Source organism: uncultured Caballeronia sp., assembly GCF_964243625.1.
GTDB lineage: Bacteria > Pseudomonadota > Gammaproteobacteria > Burkholderiales > Burkholderiaceae > Caballeronia.
Map to the genome: position 1 here is coordinate 1 of NZ_CAXTGZ010000077.1, position 16,551 is coordinate 16,551.

Sequence of the window (16,551 nt, forward strand, 5' to 3'; positions counted from 1 at the left end):
TGCGCGCCGCGGCTGCCTGACATGCTTCAAAGCGCGCTTTAACGCGCGCTCTAACGCACTTTTCGCAGTACCCCGCTGTACCCTTTAATCTGGAGATCGGACTCAGATGGCTTCGTCACGCACGTCAAACAGCGCTCGCAAAGTCGAGACGCGCGGTATCGAACCCGTACCGGAAAGCGAATGTCATGGACATCCGCTGCAGCTTTTCTGGGTCTGGTTTGCCGCCAACATCAGTATTCTCGGGCTGCCGCTCGGTGCCACGCTCGTCGCATTCCAGCATCTCGCGATCTGGCAGGCGGCGTTGGTCGCGATCGTGGGCGCCGCGGGATCGTTTGCAATCGTCGGTGTCATTTCGATAGCCGGACGGCGCGGACATGCGCCCAGCTTGACGCTCTCACGCGCCATATTCGGCGTGCGCGGCAACATCGGGCCGACCATCGTGTCACTGCTTTCGCGGCTCGGCTGGGAAACCGTCAACACCACGACCGCGGCTTATGTATTGTTGTCGCTTGCGACCATCGTGTTCGGCACGCCTGCAGAAGCGAAGGACGCGCCCGTGCTGACGCTCGTGTTTATCGCGGTGTTCGTGGTGATGACGATGATCGTGTCGGGGCTCGGGCACGCGACGCTGCTCGTGATCCAGAAGTGGTCAACGTATGTGTTCGGCGTGCTCAACCTGCTGGTCGCGGGGTTTTTGGTGACGGCCATCGACTGGCATGCGGTGTTCAATGCAGCGCCTGCGCCATTGAGCGCGGTGATCATCGGCATTGGCACGATTGCAGCGGGAACGGGTATTGGCTGGGCCAATGCCGGCGCCGACATGTCACGCTATCAGGCGCCGAAAGTGAAGGGGCCGGCGCTGGTGGCATCGGCGGCATTTGGCGCCGGCATTCCGCTGATCCTGCTCGTCACGCTCGGCGCGTTGCTCTCGGTGGGTAATGACCATCTCGCATCGGCGACCGATCCTATCGCCGCGATCCGCGAAATGTTGCCCACGTGGATGGCGATTCCGTATCTCATCACAGCATTCGGCGGCTTGCTGCTTTCCAACTACTTGTCCGTGTATTCGGCTGGCTTGACGACGCTCACGCTCGGCTTGAAAGTGAAGCGCGTGCAAGCCGTGGTGGTCGATGTCGTCGTGATCTTCGCCGGCTCGATCTACTTCATGTTGATCGCGGGAAGCTTCTACGGTCCGTTCATCGGCTTCATCTCGTTGCTCGCGGTGCCCATTACGGCATGGGTCGGTATCTTTGTCGTAGACCTGATTCATCGTCAGGAGTACTCGCCCAAGGATCTGCTCGATGTCTCGCCGCGCAGCGCGTACTGGTACAAAGGCGGTATCGAATGGCGTGCATTCGGCGCCTGGGCACTCGCAATCGTGCTCGGTTTCTGCTTCCTCTCGACAGGCGCTTATCACGGCGTGTTCTCGGGTTCGTGGTTCGGACGTAACGGCCTTGGATGGATCGTGACGTTCGTGGTGGCAGCCGGTGTGTATGCATTGTTGGGCGGCGCACGCGGTTCGGCCAAACGTTGGAAAACAGCATGACGCAAACAGTTTCACAGCAGATATCCAGGTTGATTCATACGGGTCAGGTAATCGTCGATCTCGTCATGCAGATCGACGCGCTCCCCGCGCCCGGCGGCGATGTGCTCGCGCGCAGCGCGAGCTTCGAGGTCGGCGGCGGTTTCAACGTCATGGCCGCTGCGCGGCGCAACGGCATGCACGTGGTCTATCCGGGCGGTCATGGACGCGGCCGCTTCGGTGCGCTCGCCCGTGAAGCGCTCGTGCGCGAAGGCGTAGAGGTTGCGGGTCCGGAAGTCGCTGATCAGGACACGGGCATTTGCGTGGCGATCGTCGATGCATCCGCCGAGCGCACGTTCGTCTCGCACATGGGCGCGGAAAGCGTGCTCGAGCGTGACGTGCTGGACGGCCTCGCGGTGAATGCGCACGACATAGTCTATGTGAGCGGTTACAGCCTGATGCTCGCCGACAAAGGCGCGGTGCTGATCGACTGGCTGGAGCAGTTGCCTGACGGGACGCGCGTTGCGTTCGATCCGGGTCCGCTGGTCGGCGCTATCGATCCTGCGTTGCTCAATCGCATGCTGGGCGTTGTATCGATATGGACGAGCAACCGCGAGGAAGCGTTGCGCTTTGCGCAGACCGATAGCTTCGATACCGCCTTCGATACGATCATCTCGCGTCTAGCGCCGGGTGCGCTCGCAATCGTTCGCGATGGCAAGCGCGGCTGTGAATTGCGCGTTGGCGAAAGCCTCACGTACGTGCCGGGATTCGAAGTCAAGGCCGTCGACAGCAATGGTGCCGGCGATGCCCACGCCGGCGTGTTCCTGGCCGTGCTGGCCACTGGCGCGAATGCGGAAACGGCCGCACGCCGTGCAAACGCAGCGGCTGCGATTGCGGTGACGCGGCATGGCCCGGCGACATCGCCGGACGCGGCGGGGATCGATGCGTTCATGGCGTCGCACGAATAGCGCTGTCCGCATGGAAGCACACGTCCGGTTCTGCGCAATCGGGCAAGCGCGTATATGCTGGGTTCCCCTCGATATCCACGTCGATACGCACGGAGAACCGCATGACTGCATCCATCGCCCAGCAGATCGTTCTGGCCGCTCGCCCGACAGGCGGCCGCGCACAGCTCACGGATTTCCGCCTCGAAGATGTGCCCATGCCCGTGCCGAAAGAGGGGCAGGTGCTGTTGCGCGTCGATTACTTGTCGCTCGATCCGTATATGCGCGGGCGCATGAACGACGCGCGCTCGTACGCGAAACCTGTGCAGATCGGCGAGCCGATGACGGGTGAAAGCGTGGCGACGGTCATCGAATCGAAGGATGCAGCGCTGCCGGCCGGTGCGCACGTTCTGGTGACGGCGGGCTGGGTGTCACATGCCGTAGCCGATGCAAAAAACCTCGCCGCGCTTCCCGCCGATGGCATTCCCGTCCGCGCCTATCTCGGAGTGCTCGGCATGCCGGGCTTCACCGCGTACTCGGGCATGGCCGCGATCGGCAAGCCGAAGAGCGGCGAGACCGTGGTGGTCGGCGCGGCGAGCGGGCCGGTTGGATCGCTCGTGGGGCAACTCGCGAAGCTGGTGGGTGCGCGCGTGGTCGGCATCGCGGGCGGCGCGAAAAAATGCGCGTATGTGGTCGAGCAACTGGGCTTCGATGCCGCCATCGATCACCGTGCGCCTGACTTCGCCGATCAACTGGCGAACGCGTGTCCGAGCGGTATCGATGTTTATTTCGAGAATATCGGCGGCGCGGTCTGGAAGGCCGTTTTGCCTTTGCTCAATCAATATGGGCGCGTTCCGGTGTGCGGGCTGATGGCGCAGACGTCGGGGAAGAATGACGGCGTAGACGATGGACTCGCCACCACCATGCGCGCGATCCTGACGCGCAGTCTGACTGTGCGCGGGTATATCAATTACGAGTTTCTGGCTGAGTATCGGCAGGCGTTCCTGAAGGACGTCGGTGGATATCTGCGCGACGGCAAGATCAAACATCAGGAAGATGTCACGGACGGGCTCGCGAACGCGCCGCAAGCTTTCCTCGATATGATCGATGGACGCAATTTCGGGAAGGTGCTGGTGCGGGTGGGTGACGGGGAGTGAAAGGGGCAGGTGTACACACGTAGATTTACAATCCGTCAGTTGTGAGATCGAATACATACTTGTGCACACAAAGGATCGATCATGCCAACCACGAGAGTTTTTCGAAACGGAAATTCGTCGCTATCGCACTTGACGTGATTCTCGTGACTAATCATGTGCGCGACTTCGCGCACTATCCTGGCGTGCGGATTGAGAACTGGCTAAACGGCTAACCCTTCCTCAATCCCCAGGATTCACCCGCGAAGTCATGACGTGGTCCGCCCACTTCCCGTCGATCTTCAAGTACGCCTTCGCCAGCCCTTCGTGTTCGAACCCGAGCCGGGCGAGCAATCGTCCGCTGCGCTCGTTCTCCGGCCGATAACTCGCCATCACCCGATGCAGCTTGTAAGCGTTGAACACGAAGTCAAGCGCGACACCGAGCGCTTCATGCATCAACCCGCGCCCTTCGTAACGCTGATCGATTGAATACCCGAGATTGCACGCCTGAAACGGACCGCGAACGATGTTCGTAAAGTGGCAATCGCCAATCAGCGCGTTATCCGCTGCGTCCGCTGCATTCGAAAAAATCAGCAGATGCAGCGCCGTGCCCTCGGCCATGGCGTGTTCCATTTGCATTGCCCGCTCGTTCGCGGCTTGCGTCGAATAAAAACAGGCGTCGCGCGAAGGCTCCCAGGGTTCGAGATGCGCGCGATTCGCCACGCGGTACGCAAGCATGGCTTCGGCTTGTTGCAGGTCGGCGCGTCGCAGAACGACGCGCTTCGCGGCAAGACCATCCGGTGGAAATGCGGGAACTGCTTTGCTTTTGAAATCAAATGACATTGCGGAGCTATGAATAAACACAGAGTGCGGAGCAGCACCGCATTCAATATGAAGAAACGATAAATCTGATTAATTCGGCAGTTTTAACCGCGCATGAATGTGTCTATTACGCAATCGCACTGCACGAAAGGCTGGTAAAAGATAGGTGAAAACCCTTATAATGCCCGAAGTTGATGAATCTAGGAACTTTGGAAATGTCCCGCCGCTTTGCCATCCTCGAGCGCGTTGCTTTCGCGCTTTTCACCATGTCCGCTGTCGCGGACGCAACGTTTATCAGTTACGAGAAGAGCGAGAACTTCCGTGACAATGTCCATGAGATCGTGCGTGTAAGTAAGGAAGTGTCGTTGATGTATCCGGCAACCGGCAACGATCCGTGGATGCCGCTGGCTTCGGGCTGAAACTTTACAGCTTGTCTTTGAACGCCTGTTCCACGAAGTCCAGAAACACCCGGACGCGCGGCGACATATGCCGGCGATTCGCAAACACCGCATACAACTCGATTTCATCGCAGTGATAGGGCGCGAGGCACTCCACCAGCCGCCCTTCACGCAAGTCATCTTCTATATCCCATAGCGCCTTCAACGCGAGGCCGCGTCCCTTGAGGGCCCAGTCGTGCAGCACTTCGCCGCTTGCCGTCGATAAAGTCCCGCGTACCTGAACGTCCCGGCGCCGCCCGTCCTCCTTAAACACCCATCTGTCGAACACGCGTTGGCCGCGAACCAACCGGATGCAATCATGCCCGGCGAGGTCGGCGGGCGTATGCGGTGTGCCGCACCGCGCCAGATAATCAGGCGCGGCGCAAACGATTCGCCGGCTCGACAGCAAACGCTTCGCGACGACGCCCGTATCCGGCGGCAAACCGATACGCAAGGCTACATCGAGATTGTCATCGATCACGTCCAGGCCAATATCCGATAACACCAGCCGTACTTCGACTTCAGGGTAGTGGTCGGAGAACGCTTCGATCAGCGGCGCGATTTGCTTGCGCCCGATCTCGGAAGGCGCGCCAATACACACCAGACCCTGCGGCACGCGAGCCTGCGCGCTGATCTCGGCTTCGGCGTCATCGACGGCTTGAAGGATGGCGAGCGCGCGCTCGTGAAACAGCGCGCCCTCGACGGTCAACTCGAAGCGCCGCGACGTCCGCGTGACAAGCCGCACGCCCAGCCGCTTTTCGAGTGCGGCGAGGCGCCGGCTCATGGCGGCAGCCGATCCGTCGGTCTGGCGTGCCGCCGCCGACAAGCTACCTGCATCGACCATTTGCGCGAAGATCCGCAGGTCGTTGATTTCATCTGGCATTGAGACGCTCATCTTTCCACTTGACGCAACGATTCTATGCGAGCAAGTACCTTCTCGCGATACCGGGACGAGTGAATAATGCGTTCATTGCAATGGAGGAATCATCATGAAAGCACTGCGTTTCAATCGGCACGGCGATCCGGGCGTCCTGGTCATCGAGGATCTGCCGTCACCGCGGGCTTCGGCGGGTGAAGCGGTCGTGCGGGTGCTCGCGGCATCGATCAATCCGAGCGACGTAAAGAATGTCGAGGGGCGCATGAGCCAGACCACCTTGCCGCGTACGCCGGGGCGTGACTATTCGGGCGTGGTGACTGACGGTCCGGCCGAATGGGTCGGGGCAGAGGTGTGGGGATCAGGCGGAGATGTGGGCTTCACGCGCGATGGCACGCACGCCGAGGAGCTGGTCGTACCGGTCGCGAGTTTGCATCGCAAGCCGGCTAATTTGAGTCATGAAGAGGCATCGGCGATAGGCGTGAACTTCATCACCGCGTGGTGCGCCGTGGTCGAGGCCGCGCAACTGCAGGCGGGGGAAAGCATCGTGATCATCGGCGTCGGCGGGGTGGGCGGAGCGGCGGCGCAGATCGCGAAACGGATCGGCGCGAAGGTCATTGGCGTGGCGCGCGGCGCGAATGCGCCCGGTCCGTACGTGGACGCGATGGTCGATTCGAAAGCGCCCGGTTTCATCGATGAAATCCGCTCGCTCACTGACGGCGGCGCGGCCGTCGTGTTCGATACCGTCGGCGGCTCCATGTTCGAGACGGCCGTGCACATGCTTGGATTGCGTGGGCGGCTGGTTGAGATATCGGCGACGGACCGGCGCGAAGTCACGTTCAACCTCGCTGATTTTTACCACAACGAAAGCCGTCTGTCAGGCGTCGATACACTCAAGCGCGACCTGATCGCGGCGGGCGCGATGCTCGAAGCGCTGCGTGCGGGATTCGAGGACGGCAGCTACAAGGCGCCTGTCATTGCGCAGACGTTTGCACTCGAAGACGCACAGGCTGCTTATCGTGCGGTGGCGGCGGGGACGAAAGGCCGCGTGGTGCTCACGCCGTCGAAATGACCACGCGCTGGCGGCTTCAGCCGCAGTCGGTCCTGTTTGCCATCTATTTAGGCGCACTGGCCGCGTTGCCGCCCATTTCCATCGATATGGCGCTTCCCGCGCTCGTCGATATAGCCGGTTCCCTGCATGCGAGCGCAAGTCAGGCGGGGCTCACGCTGAGCCTTTTCATGGCGGGTTTTGCAGTGGGGCCGATCGTCTACGGTCCTCTCTGCGATGCCCGAGGTCGCAAGCCCACGCTTCTTCTCGGCCTGGCCTTGTTCACGGTAGGCGGAATCGGATCGGCGGTCGCGCCCGACATAAGCATATTGCTCGGCGCGCGATTGGTTCAGGGCATTGGGGCGGGTGCGGGCATGACGGTGGCGCTTGCCATCGTGCGCGATCTCTTCGAAGGCAACGCCATGCAGCATCGTCTTGCGGCCATCACGGTCGTCGCGAACGTTGCGCCGATTGTCGCGCCATCTGTCGGCGTCGCATTGCTTGCCGCGATCGAATGGCGCGGGATTTACGGCGTCATGGCGGTGTGCGGTTTCCTGGCGGCGATCGTGACGTGGACCGGCCTCGTTGAATCTGCGCCGCGACGCAGCCGGGACGTCGCGATCGCCGGGCTGCGTGAGCAGTATCGGCGCGTGCTGACGCATCGCTTGGTCATCGGCAATATTCTGATCAATGGTTTCGGATTCGGCTGGATGTTCGCTTACGTGGCAGGTTCGCCGCTGGTGCTGCTGCATGTCCTGCACGTCAGGCCGGTGATCTATGCCGCCATGTTCGCCATGACTGGCCTCGGCATTGTCGCCGGCGCGACAATCAATGGCGTGCTGGCGTCGCGCGGAGTCGGGGCACGGCGCGTTCTGGCGGTTGCGATCTGCGTGACACTGGCCGCGACCCTCGGCCTGATCGCAATGAACGTGCTGCATCTCGCGACCTTGCTCACGATCATGCCGTTGCTCGTGGCATGTACGTTTAGCTTCGGACTGGCCGCGCCCAGCGCGACGCGCGGTGCGCTCGACCCCATGCCCGAGCTCGCAGGCGTGGCGGGCGGCCTGTTGACATCGGTGCAGATGCTCTGCGGCGCGGCATCGAGTTCGGTGGTTGCGTTGTTGTTCTCGACATCCGGCCCCCAGGCGATGAGCGGCGTCATGTTCGCGTGCGCGCTGCTTGGCGCAATCACGTGGATCTGGGTCGGCAAAAAGGGACACAGTGAAGTGCGTCGGGCTGCCGCGTAAATCGCGACAGCTTCCAAGCTCACATCGAAGATTTCTTTGATTCCGTGTCAACACACTCGGCGATGAGGCGTTAAACATGTAATCGCGACACGCAAGCCGCGACACTGTTAAACAACCACGAAGGGTCTTACCGCCATGAAAAAGCAACTCGTTGCTGCATCGCTCGCCGCCTTGTTTTCCGCTGCTGTGTTCGCACAAGCTTCGGCTCCTGCTGTAGCGCCCGCAGCTCCGGCTGCAACCACGGCAGATGCTGCGCAACCCGCGAGCGCACACAAGGCCAAGAAGCATCATCACAAGAAGCACCACAAGAACACGACTGCAGCTTCGGCGATCCCTTCGTCGGCAGCAAAGCCCTAAGTTTGGGGAGCAGTAAAAGCCCGGTCTGACCGTCGCGCCGTCTCAAGAGAAGTACCTTTATCGAGGTATCGGACGGCGTAACGCGGGGCTTTGAGTTGGCGGCTCGAATGCGCATCATTGCGTGTTCGAGCCGTTTTTCGTTGGGCTTTCACGGTTGGTAAATCGTAAAGCAGGATCGGCTGATGTGTCGTTTTGGAAAGCGATCCGCCGAGGCCTTTCCCATGCTCGGGTCCCGCGACGTGTATCATCCACACCACGCGGCTTTTTGCGCCGCCGTTCCTTCATTGCGCTGCTTGCCGTGTTATCGCCAGGATATCGCGCCCGCCGCTTCACGCGCGCTTGAACCGAACGCGCAACCTTCAGCTCTTTTCCGTACAGATGGCACTCTCCGAACTCAAACGGCGCCGCACGTTCGCGGTCATTTCCCACCCTGACGCGGGCAAAACCACGCTGACCGAAAAGCTCTTGCTGTTTTCGGGCGCGATCCAGATTGCCGGCACGGTGAAGGGCCGCAAGAGCAACCGATACGCAACGTCCGACTGGATGGAAATCGAAAAGCAACGCGGCATTTCCGTTGCCAGTTCCGTCATGCAGTTCGAATATGGCGATTGCGTCATCAACCTGCTCGATACCCCCGGCCACGAAGACTTCTCCGAAGATACGTATCGCGTCCTGACGGCCGTCGATGCCGCCGTGATGGTGATCGATGGCGCGAACGGCGTCGAAGCCCAGACGCTCAAGTTGCTCGAAGTCTGCCGCAGCCGCCGCACGCCGATCCTCACGTTCATCAACAAGATGGACCGTGAAGTACGCCAGCCGCTCGAATTGCTCGACGAAATCGAGCAGCATCTCGGCGTCGCCGCCGTGCCGTTCACCTGGCCTATCGGCATGGGCAAGGAATTCCAGGGCGTCTATGACATCGAGCATGATCAGGTGCGCGTGTTTCGTGCAGGGCAGGACACGGCCGGCGGCGCGGTAGAAACCGTGCACGCCCTCGACGATGCCGACGGCGAACGCCGTTTTGGTCCGAGCTGGGCGCGTGCGAAAGAAGAGATCGATCTGATCACGGGTGCTACGCCGGCGTTCGATCGCGCCAAGTTCCTGGCCGGCGAGCAGTCACCGGTGCTGTTCGGATCGGCGATCAACAACTTCGGTGTGAAGGAAATTCTCGACGCGCTGGTCGAGCTGGCGCCGCCGCCCGCCATGCGGATGTCGGTGCAGCGTCCTGTGTTGCCCGAGGAGCCGCGTTTTACAGGCGTGGTGTTCAAGGTGCAGGCGAATATGGACCCGGCGCATCGTGACCGCGTGGCGTTCATCCGCGTGTGTTCCGGGCATTTCGAGCGTGGCATGGCGCTGAAAGTGACGCGCTCGGGCAAGACGTTTCGCGCGAGCAACGTGGTGACGTTCCTCTCGCAGCGCCGCGAGACGGTGAGCGAGGCCTATCCTGGCGATATCATCGGCATTCCGAACCATGGCACGCTGAGTCTCGGCGATACCCTGACCGAAGGCGAGATGTTGCAGTTCGTCGGATTGCCGTTCTTTGCGCCGGAAATTTTCCAGACGGTGGAAGTCGTCGACCCGATTCGCGCGAAGCAGTTGGGTGAAGCGCTGCGGCAACTCGGCGACGAAGGTGCGATCCAGGTGTTCCGTCCTGTGCTGGGCGGCTCGACCATTCTGGGCGCAGTCGGGCAGTTGCAGTTCGAGGTCGTGGCGCATCGATTGTCCGCGGAATACAAGGTCGATGTGCGGATCATGCCGGCGCGGTATCGCATGTCGCGATGGGTAACATGCGACGACGCGGCGGAGTTGCGCCGTTTCACCGATGCCTATGCGGCGCGAATCGCGCTGGATGCATCGAATGCGCCGACGTATCTCGCTTCACATGTTTCGGAAATCGATGTCGCGCAGAAGGCCTGGCCGAAGATCGTCTTCAACGAGCTGCGGGAGCATTCGGGCGCTCCGTTTCAAAAGACGATCTGAGGCTGGCGAGTGTGCTCTCGGACGGATCTCGCCTTTGAGCACTCGATATCAAATGAACGCAGGCGCGGCGCACACTGATGCACGCGCCGCGCCTCGTCCATCACAAGCGATCAATACGTCAGGCCAAATCCAAACGGATACAACGGGTGCGCAGTGTCGTGCGGAAGATCTTCCAGTTGCACGGCCACCTCGGCCATCGACGAAGGCAACTCAAACGGCAGTTTCCCTTGAGGCTTGCCTTTACCCGTCAGCACATCGAACAGTGCCGTGTCGCTCGCGCCGAAATTCGCGAGGATGGCAGTCGCCTTTCCCTGGACATTGGTGAGGATCGCCGGACGATCCATGTAGACCGACACGATCGACTTCGGAGCACTGGCGGCCTGCTTGATCGCCTCGTAGTCCGGATTGCCGTCGACGAACGCAAGGCTGCCTTCATGCTGCATTGCGCCGAATACGTAGTTTGGATGGAGTGTCTCGTACGGTGTGCTCACACGCAGGATCGCCACGTCCGCAGCTTGCGGCGTGTCCACGACCTGATAGCCATATTTCCGCGCAACGGCAGGGTCGATGCCGTACAGCCAGACTTTCTTGCCGGTATCCGCCATCGGCAGCAGCTTGTCGTTGTTTTGCAGCAGCACCATCGACCGGCGTTGTGCATCGAGCGCCTGGGCCTGGAAGTCAGCGTTGCCCACTATGCCGCTCGCAGCCGTTGCATCGACGTACGGTTGATCGAACAGCCCTTGCTGGAATTTTTGCAGAAGCACGCGGTAGGCTGAATCGGCGAGACGCGCTTCAGTCAGCAAGCCCTGGTTGACGGCCTGAATGATGAAACTGGGGTCGTCTTCCCCGCCGAATTGATCGATGCCCGCGTTGACCGCTTTTACAAAACGCTGCAGACGGGTCGCGTTTTCCATTCCCCACGGCATGCCCAGTCCAACGAAAGACGGTGCGCCGGAAGAGGCGCCGTTCATGCAGTTCGCGTCGCAATCGGAGGCAATGAGCCAGTCCGATACGATCACACCCTTGAAGTTGTACTTGCCCCGCAGCAGGTCCGTCAGAAGCGCTTTGTCGTAAGCGGCTCCGACCTGTTCGAGCGCAATTCCGTCGACCGTCACCGGTCCGTCAGGTTCGGAATAAGTCGGCATCACGGAGCCCACATTGGCGGCGAATGCACCTTCGAACGGCTTCAGATGGTAAGCGTAGTTGTTGCCCGGATAAGTCGCATAGCGGCCGTAGTAGTTGTGGCTGTCGAACCCGGACTTCTGCGCGCCATAGCCGGCCCAATGCTTCACCACGGCAATGACACTGTTCGCTTGAATGCCGTTGCTGCCGCCCTGGAAGCCTTCAATATAAGCCTGCACCTGCGCGCGCGTCAGATCGGCGTCTTCGCCGAAGGTCCCGTTGATCCGGGCCCAGCGCGGCTCGGTGGCCAGATCGGCTTGCGGTGAAAGCGCTTCGGTAATGCCCACTGCGCGATATTCCTGGCGCGCGATGTCGCCGAATTTGCGCGTAAGCGCAGCATCGCCGATGGCGCCAAAACCGAGTGTTTCGGGCCACTTCGAAAACCCGCTGTCGCCTGCGCTCGCACCGAGCACGTACTGGAAGTGATTGCGCGGGTCTGAGCTGATCGACACGGGAATACCGAGCCGGGATTGCTCGGCCAGCGCCTGGATCTGGTTGTACTGGTCGGCCATCGTTTTTGCATCGCCGCTCATGCGCGTGATGTAGGTGCTGATGTTCCGGCTGTTGATCTGAGTCTTCAACGTGGCCATGTCGTAGGCCGTGCCCGTGCCCGCACCGGTGGTGTCGTTCAACACAGGAGCCGTGCCGTGCATCATCAAGCCCGCCTTCTCGGCGAGCGTCAGGCGACTCACGAGGTCGCGCGCGCGGACGTCGGCACTCAACCGCCAGTCTTCGTACGGTTCGAGCTGGCCGCTCTTGTCCATGTCCTTGAATGTCAGGCCGTCCCTGGAAATCAGCTTCAAGGTCGTCTGGCTGAAATCCGGTTGCGCGACCGGGGTGTTAGCGGGGTCATCGCTGCCGCAGGCGAACAGGCCAAGCGCAAGCGTCATGCTCGACGCCGTCAACGCTGACCTGTGAAAAACAGACCGTGGGTAAAAGCTCATTCGTGTCTCCTGAAATCGGTTTTTTGGCTACTGTCGAACGACCTTACAAGAAGGCGTTCGACACTTTACCGACCCATTTCAATCGACGTTTTACCGCTGGGTGCATCGTTTATCTTTGAGGAGCGCAGCGTGTAAGCGGGCGTAACTTTTCCGATTCCGGGCGGCTGCCAGCGCACCACATGCACGTGGACCCGCATGCCTTGATGCTTTGCGGGCATTGCAGCAAGCTATGGGAATTCCTGATGGCGTCAGCAGCGATCTCTGCGCACTATTACGAAGTGAAAGCCAGCATTAAGCCTATGCCATCCAGAACGTCATCACACTTCAGCGACCACATTCGCACCGTTTCCAATCGCATCGCCGTGTTTGCAATGGACGCCGCCGGGCGTGCCGGCGTGTCGCCGCAATCGTTCACCACCCGCACCGGGATCAGCGCGCAGGAACTGGTCGACAGAACCGGCCGCATCGATGCCGCGCGGCACAGGCGGGTCGTCGAACTGATGGCTTATGTTGGCGCTGCTTCGCGCGTGATGCCGGACAGGCCGCACATGTTGTTTCCTGATTTTCCCGTGCTGGGCAACCTGTGCCTCAATGCCCGGACATTGCGCGAAGCGCTGGAGTCGTATCAGACGTTTCGTCCGCTCATCGGCGAGTTTGATTTTCTTGGGCACAGGGAAACACCGGACCACATGCAGTTCGAATACATCGCGGAGTTCGCGCCGGGCAGCGGTTTCCAGGCGCTCTCCAACTTCCAGGTACTCGCCAGCCTGATTCGGGCTTACGACGTATCGGAGCAAACGGTGTTTCACGTTTCGCTCATGGGACCCGCGCTCCCGGGAACGAACGATACCGGCGAGTTCTTCGGCGCAGCCGTGAGATATCACGCCGATGCAAACCGGCTGCAGTTCTCAAGCGCTCTGCTTGACGTGCCGCTCATCCATTACAACGTCACGCTGGCGCCCTTTCTGCGAGAGCAGGCTCAGCATGAACTGCTGCGCGTTCAAAGAGGGCATCGATTCTCATACAGCGTCGAGCATCTGATCAGCGAAATCATCAAGGACCCGGACGACGAAGGACATACATCGTCGTCATTGCTTGAGCAAACATGCCAGCGTCTGAACACCTCGCGCTGGACATTGCACCGCCGGTTGCAATCCGAAGGATTGCATTTCACCGAACTCGAATCGCGAGTCAGGTCCAAAGAAGCGTGCCGACTGCTCAGCGAGACCGCCTTGAGTCTCGGGCAGATCAGCGAGCAACTCGGCTTTTCGTCGCAGAGCGCTTTCACCCGGTTTTTCCGCACACGGCACGACGTGCCGCCACTGGCGTTTCGCCAGCGTGTCCAGTTGGGCTAATAACCTGCGACGGCTCCTGCCACGCGCCTGTTCAGATCGCCGGCGACCCTCAATCCGTGCTCTGTGCCATCTTTACGGGCAAAGGCACGTGTAACCACTTCTCCACGATGCCGTTCAACTCGCCGCTTTTCTTGGCATCGGTGAGGATTGCATCGACCTTTGCCTGCAACTTCGGCTCGCCCTTGTTCAATCCCACATGACATGCCGACTCATGAATCACGTACTTGAGCGCAGGCTTGTTCGTTGCCGATGCCGGTAATGTCGTGGCAATCTTGGTCGCCACGAAATCTCCCGTGCCCACCAGCGGAACCTGACCCGCAAGGTACGCGGAGATCATCCCGCTGTTGTCTTCGAAGCGCTTGATATTGGTCGATGGCGGCACACTCTTGGTCAGCATCAGATCCTCGAACGTTCCGCGCGCCACGCCAACCGTCTTGCCGGCCATGTCCGCCGGACCATCGATCTTCATGTTCGCCGGACCATACACGCTGTTGTTGTAGGGCGAGTACGACTGCGAGAAATCGATGACCTTGTCGCGCTCGGCATCGCGGCCAAGTGTCGAGACGATCAGGTCCACTTTCTTCGTCTGCAAATAGGGAATGCGGTTGGCGCTCGTGACCGGAACGAGTTCGAGCTTTGCACCGAGTTTCCTGGCCAGCAGGGCAGAGATATCGATATCGAGTCCTTCTAGTTGCATGCTCGGACCCACCGACCCAAACGGTGCGAAATCCTGCGGAACGGCAACGCGCAACACGCCGCGCTTTTCGATGTCATCCAGTGCGTCCGCGTGCGCGGGCGCCACACGCGCAATTGCGCTGAGTGCGACCACGCCAAGTGTCATCAACAACTTCGAAGTTTTCATGTTTGCCCTGAAACGTGGATGGGTGTGCCGCGCGTGCGAGAAGCCCGGCATTGAAAAGTCTATTTGAAAGTCTTTTGTTTTCTAAACGATTCAAAATTGCCGCGCATTGAGACGGCGTACGCATTTGGCGCGAGGCAGCTCAGCGCCGCTCGATGTTGCTCAATGCGACCCGCCAACGTAGGGGTAAGTCCGCCCGCCCGGGCTTATTGCTCGATTTATTTTTCATTTATTTCCTGAAGCGCAGCAGAAAACCGATATTTTTCCCGACCGGAATTGCATTTTTTCCACCCTACACTGGGCGCTCGAAAATCACGCTCCGGAAATCATGAACGCGATGAACGCCATGAAGTCCACACGGTTCGACCTGCTCGACGGCTTGCGCGGTATTGCCGCGATCGCCGTCATGCTTCATCACTACAGCCAGCACACGGGCTGGGACTGGTTCGGCGGCGCGTGGGTTGCCGTGGACCTGTTCTTCGTGCTGTCGGGCTTTGTGATCGCGCATAGCTACAGCAAGAAGATCCTCAACGGCATGTCTTTCCGCGAATTCGCGTTCGTGCGTCTCGCACGGCTCGGGCCGCTTTATTTATTCGGCTTGGCATTGGGCGTCTGCGCAGTTTTGCTGTCGATTGCAAAAACCGGATTGCCGCAGATATCCAGTTCGCAGTTGCTGAGCGCCACGGCGCTTGGCGTGTTCTGGTTGCCTTATTTCAATAACATCGCCTGGCCGTTCGGTCAGGACGTGGTCTACGGCGCGGCGTTTCCGCTCAACGATCCGTCCTGGTCGCTTTTTTTCGAGTTGTTCGTCAACGTCGTGTTTTTTGCGTATCTGGCGAAAGTCCGAAAACTGCCGAACGCGATAATTTCAGTGCTCGCGTTTGTCGCGTTCATTGTCTGCACGCTGATTTTCCACAAGATCAATCCAGGCTGGGGCGCCAGGAGTTTCATGGTGGGTTTTCCGCGTGTGATCGCGGAGTTTTTCGCGGGCGTGTTCATTTTCTCCATCGGGCTTCAGCATAGACATCCGCATCGGCTATTTACGGCCGTGGTCACCGGGGCGGCGTTGCTGGCATTTACCATTGGAGATCCCAGGATTGCGTTCATCAATTCGCTGACGCTGGTGCCACTGTCCGTGGCGTTGCTGTGTTCGGTGTCTATCGATGGTATGGGCAAGCGGATTTGCAAAGTGTTGGGCGAGCTTTCGTATCCGCTTTATGTGATCCATTTTCCGATCTACCGGCTCGTGTTCGAATCCTTCGATGTCCGGTTTTTGAATCCCGTTGCGCAGACGTTGATCGTGGCGGCGGTTTCTATCGTGCTGGCGTTGGTGCTTGCCCGCGCCGACCAGGAGCTGCGCCGCAAGCTGACGAGTTTTCGCAAGCCCTCCGCGGCGGCGGTTTCCTGACGCCGGAAGACGTTTTCACGAGCTGCTGAAAACGCACGCGCATCGGGCAGGATAAACTTGCGGTTTCCTCCACGGCACCGCAAGCCATGACCGCCACCCGTTTCGGCAATACCGCGCGCTATTGGCGCTCGCCGCTCCTGCCGGGCGCGGACATGCTGACGGCTGAGTATTACGACCACGAGTTTACGCCGCACTGGCACGACGCCTACACGATCCCGGTGATCGAGGACGGCGCGGAGTGCTACGACTATCGGGGATCGAAATACGTGGCGGAAGCCGGGTCGGTGCCGATCATCAATCCCGGTGAGTTGCATACCGGCGCGCGGGCGGTCGACGTCGGCTGGCGGTATCGGGTGTTTTACCTGCCGGTGGATTTCGTGCAATCCGTGGCCGATGAAGTCGCCGGTCGATTCATGCACCTTGCTGAAATAGCGCCCGG

15 protein-coding genes are annotated in these 16,551 nt (G+C 60.3%); 11 read left to right on the forward strand and 4 right to left on the reverse strand.

What is annotated here, in order from left to right:
* The first annotated feature begins 106 nt into the window (after positions 1-106).
* From ACFFAR_RS07690 to ACFFAR_RS07700, 3 genes are all read left to right on the forward strand, one after another.
* Positions 107-1,546, forward strand: a complete 1,440-nt coding sequence (locus tag ACFFAR_RS07690; RefSeq protein WP_062002127.1) for a cytosine permease — start codon at positions 107-109, stop codon at positions 1,544-1,546.
* Complete coding sequence (locus ACFFAR_RS07695; protein ID WP_375507712.1) at positions 1,543-2,490, forward strand: PfkB family carbohydrate kinase; 948 nt, start codon at positions 1,543-1,545, stop codon at positions 2,488-2,490. Before ACFFAR_RS07690 ends, ACFFAR_RS07695 begins: the two co-directional genes overlap by 4 nt.
* Before the next feature lie 101 nt (positions 2,491-2,591).
* A complete protein-coding gene (locus ACFFAR_RS07700) occupies positions 2,592-3,623 on the forward strand; it encodes an NADP-dependent oxidoreductase (RefSeq protein ID WP_119024819.1) in 1,032 nt (343 codons plus the stop codon).
* A gap of 219 nt (positions 3,624-3,842) precedes the next feature.
* Here ACFFAR_RS07700 and ACFFAR_RS07705 read toward each other — a convergent pair whose 3' ends face one another.
* The gene (locus ACFFAR_RS07705; protein WP_375507713.1) at positions 3,843-4,442 is read right to left on the reverse strand and encodes a GNAT family N-acetyltransferase; all 600 of its coding nucleotides are present in this window, start codon (positions 4,440-4,442) and stop codon (positions 3,843-3,845) included.
* A 194-nt stretch (positions 4,443-4,636) separates the two neighbouring features.
* Here ACFFAR_RS07705 and ACFFAR_RS07710 point away from each other — a divergent pair, with 194 nt between their 5' ends.
* Positions 4,637-4,840 carry a hypothetical protein gene (locus ACFFAR_RS07710; RefSeq protein ID WP_174363384.1) on the forward strand — a complete coding sequence of 68 codons (204 nt, stop codon included), beginning with the start codon at positions 4,637-4,639 and terminating at the stop codon, positions 4,838-4,840.
* A gap of 4 nt (positions 4,841-4,844) precedes the next feature.
* Here ACFFAR_RS07710 and ACFFAR_RS07715 read toward each other — a convergent pair whose 3' ends face one another.
* Positions 4,845-5,741 carry a LysR substrate-binding domain-containing protein gene (locus tag ACFFAR_RS07715; RefSeq protein WP_174363385.1) on the reverse strand — a complete coding sequence of 299 codons (897 nt, stop codon included), beginning with the start codon at positions 5,739-5,741 and terminating at the stop codon, positions 4,845-4,847.
* A gap of 106 nt (positions 5,742-5,847) precedes the next feature.
* Here ACFFAR_RS07715 and ACFFAR_RS07720 point away from each other — a divergent pair, with 106 nt between their 5' ends.
* The 4 genes from ACFFAR_RS07720 to ACFFAR_RS07735 all read left to right on the forward strand — a co-directional run bounded on the left by ACFFAR_RS07720 (position 5,848) and on the right by ACFFAR_RS07735 (position 10,364).
* Complete coding sequence (locus tag ACFFAR_RS07720) at positions 5,848-6,804, forward strand: zinc-binding alcohol dehydrogenase family protein (protein WP_375507714.1); 957 nt, start codon at positions 5,848-5,850, stop codon at positions 6,802-6,804.
* Positions 6,801-8,027, forward strand: coding sequence for a multidrug effflux MFS transporter (locus ACFFAR_RS07725; protein WP_375507715.1), 1,227 nt, complete (start codon positions 6,801-6,803; stop codon positions 8,025-8,027). Before ACFFAR_RS07720 ends, ACFFAR_RS07725 begins: the two co-directional genes overlap by 4 nt.
* Positions 8,028-8,162: 135 nt before the next feature.
* Positions 8,163-8,384, forward strand: coding sequence for a hypothetical protein (locus ACFFAR_RS07730; protein ID WP_062002120.1), 222 nt, complete (start codon positions 8,163-8,165; stop codon positions 8,382-8,384).
* Between the two features lie 378 nt (positions 8,385-8,762).
* Positions 8,763-10,364 (forward strand): peptide chain release factor 3, encoded by a 1,602-nt coding sequence (locus tag ACFFAR_RS07735; protein ID WP_075358320.1) that lies wholly within the window; start codon positions 8,763-8,765, stop codon positions 10,362-10,364.
* 110 nt (positions 10,365-10,474) lie between these two features.
* Here ACFFAR_RS07735 and ACFFAR_RS07740 read toward each other — a convergent pair whose 3' ends face one another.
* A complete protein-coding gene (locus ACFFAR_RS07740) occupies positions 10,475-12,490 on the reverse strand; it encodes a glycoside hydrolase family 3 N-terminal domain-containing protein (RefSeq protein ID WP_174363994.1) in 2,016 nt (671 codons plus the stop codon).
* Between the two features lie 299 nt (positions 12,491-12,789).
* Between ACFFAR_RS07740 and ACFFAR_RS07745 the strand changes: the two genes are divergently transcribed.
* Positions 12,790-13,845: a helix-turn-helix domain-containing protein gene (locus ACFFAR_RS07745; RefSeq protein ID WP_375507716.1), complete on the forward strand. Its 1,056-nt coding sequence runs from the start codon at positions 12,790-12,792 to the stop codon at positions 13,843-13,845.
* Between the two features lie 49 nt (positions 13,846-13,894).
* Here ACFFAR_RS07745 and ACFFAR_RS07750 read toward each other — a convergent pair whose 3' ends face one another.
* The gene (locus ACFFAR_RS07750; RefSeq protein ID WP_174363996.1) at positions 13,895-14,707 is read right to left on the reverse strand and encodes a transporter substrate-binding domain-containing protein; all 813 of its coding nucleotides are present in this window, start codon (positions 14,705-14,707) and stop codon (positions 13,895-13,897) included.
* Positions 14,708-15,032: 325 nt separating this feature from the next.
* Here ACFFAR_RS07750 and ACFFAR_RS07755 point away from each other — a divergent pair, with 325 nt between their 5' ends.
* The gene (locus ACFFAR_RS07755; RefSeq protein ID WP_174363997.1) at positions 15,033-16,112 is read left to right on the forward strand and encodes an acyltransferase family protein; all 1,080 of its coding nucleotides are present in this window, start codon (positions 15,033-15,035) and stop codon (positions 16,110-16,112) included.
* 86 nt (positions 16,113-16,198) lie between these two features.
* A partial coding sequence (locus ACFFAR_RS07760) for an AraC family ligand binding domain-containing protein (protein ID WP_375507717.1) occupies positions 16,199-16,551 on the forward strand: 353 nt, incomplete at its 3' end.

Excerpts from the sequence above, each read along its gene's own strand:
- ACFFAR_RS07690 (WP_062002127.1), top strand. The coding sequence starts at position 107 with ATGGCTTCGTCACGCACGTCAAACAGCGCTCGCAAAGTCGAGACGCGC.
- ACFFAR_RS07695 (WP_375507712.1), top strand. The coding sequence starts at position 1,543 with ATGACGCAAACAGTTTCACAGCAGATATCCAGGTTGATTCATACGGGT.
- ACFFAR_RS07700 (WP_119024819.1), top strand. The coding sequence starts at position 2,592 with ATGACTGCATCCATCGCCCAGCAGATCGTTCTGGCCGCTCGCCCGACA.
- ACFFAR_RS07705 (WP_375507713.1), bottom strand. The coding sequence starts at position 4,442 with ATGTCATTTGATTTCAAAAGCAAAGCAGTTCCCGCATTTCCACCGGAT.
- ACFFAR_RS07710 (WP_174363384.1), top strand. The coding sequence starts at position 4,637 with ATGTCCCGCCGCTTTGCCATCCTCGAGCGCGTTGCTTTCGCGCTTTTC.
- ACFFAR_RS07715 (WP_174363385.1), bottom strand. The coding sequence starts at position 5,741 with ATGCCAGATGAAATCAACGACCTGCGGATCTTCGCGCAAATGGTCGAT.
- ACFFAR_RS07720 (WP_375507714.1), top strand. The coding sequence starts at position 5,848 with ATGAAAGCACTGCGTTTCAATCGGCACGGCGATCCGGGCGTCCTGGTC.
- ACFFAR_RS07725 (WP_375507715.1), top strand. The coding sequence starts at position 6,801 with ATGACCACGCGCTGGCGGCTTCAGCCGCAGTCGGTCCTGTTTGCCATC.
- ACFFAR_RS07730 (WP_062002120.1), top strand. The coding sequence starts at position 8,163 with ATGAAAAAGCAACTCGTTGCTGCATCGCTCGCCGCCTTGTTTTCCGCT.
- ACFFAR_RS07735 (WP_075358320.1), top strand. The coding sequence starts at position 8,763 with ATGGCACTCTCCGAACTCAAACGGCGCCGCACGTTCGCGGTCATTTCC.
- ACFFAR_RS07740 (WP_174363994.1), bottom strand. The coding sequence starts at position 12,490 with ATGAGCTTTTACCCACGGTCTGTTTTTCACAGGTCAGCGTTGACGGCG.
- ACFFAR_RS07745 (WP_375507716.1), top strand. The coding sequence starts at position 12,790 with ATGCCATCCAGAACGTCATCACACTTCAGCGACCACATTCGCACCGTT.
- ACFFAR_RS07750 (WP_174363996.1), bottom strand. The coding sequence starts at position 14,707 with ATGAAAACTTCGAAGTTGTTGATGACACTTGGCGTGGTCGCACTCAGC.
- ACFFAR_RS07755 (WP_174363997.1), top strand. The coding sequence starts at position 15,033 with ATGAACGCGATGAACGCCATGAAGTCCACACGGTTCGACCTGCTCGAC.